The organism is Streptomyces mutabilis (genome assembly GCF_014649815.1).
Lineage (GTDB): Bacteria > Actinomycetota > Actinomycetes > Streptomycetales > Streptomycetaceae > Streptomyces > Streptomyces mutabilis.
Genome location: NZ_BMTT01000156.1, coordinates 1 through 686 on the forward strand (window position 1 = coordinate 1; position 686 = coordinate 686).

The 686-nt window shown below is 32.9% G+C and carries 1 protein-coding gene; it reads right to left on the reverse strand.

The window, feature by feature from the left end; translation table 11 throughout:
- Window positions 1-69: 69 nt before the first annotated feature.
- On the reverse strand, window positions 70-645 hold the full coding sequence (gene dhaL / locus IE142_RS39835) for a dihydroxyacetone kinase subunit DhaL (RefSeq protein WP_001830509.1): 576 nt from the start codon (window positions 643-645) through the stop codon (window positions 70-72).
- Between the last annotated feature and the right edge of the window lie 41 nt (window positions 646-686).

Here is a 686-nt window from a genome sequence, read left to right on the forward strand (position 1 = left end):
ATTGATTAATTGTTTAACACCTTCTGCGATTTTATGACTATGACTTACTACTACTATAGATGTCATGACTTACTCTCCTCCTATAATTGCATTAAGAATATAAACACTACTTTGTGCACCAGGATCAATATAACCTTTTGAAGCTTCGTTAAAATATGATGCACGGCCTTTAGTAGCTACCATATCTTTGGTTTCATTAGCAAATGATTGTAGTTTATCTAGATCTACTGTTTCATTTTTTTCAACAGCTTCTCTCGCACGTTCGATAACATCATACATCGTTTTTTCATTTAATTCGACTTTACCACGTTGTTGAATGCCATCAGCAAACGCTTTAAGTACCTCTTTAAGATTATCATGATCAATTTCATCATTCACTGCACTCGCCATTTTGATAAAACCAAATCCGTATAATGGTCCAGAAGCACCACCTACGTTAGACATTAATGTCATACCTGTTGATTTAAATAGCGCTTGCATACTTTGATCATCTATTTTTTCTTTTAAGTGTTCGAAACCTCTGACCATATTTACACCATGATCTCCATCACCGATAGCTCTGTCTAAATCAGTCAGTTCACTTTCTTTTTCTTTAAAAGTATTTTCTAAATCTAATAAGCGTGCTTTGATATCTGCTACATTCATTCTCTAAGTCACCTCAAAATTTAATATATATTTATTACTTA

Excerpts from the sequence above, each read along its gene's own strand:
- dhaL (WP_001830509.1), bottom strand. The coding sequence starts at position 645 with ATGAATGTAGCAGATATCAAAGCACGCTTATTAGATTTAGAAAATACT.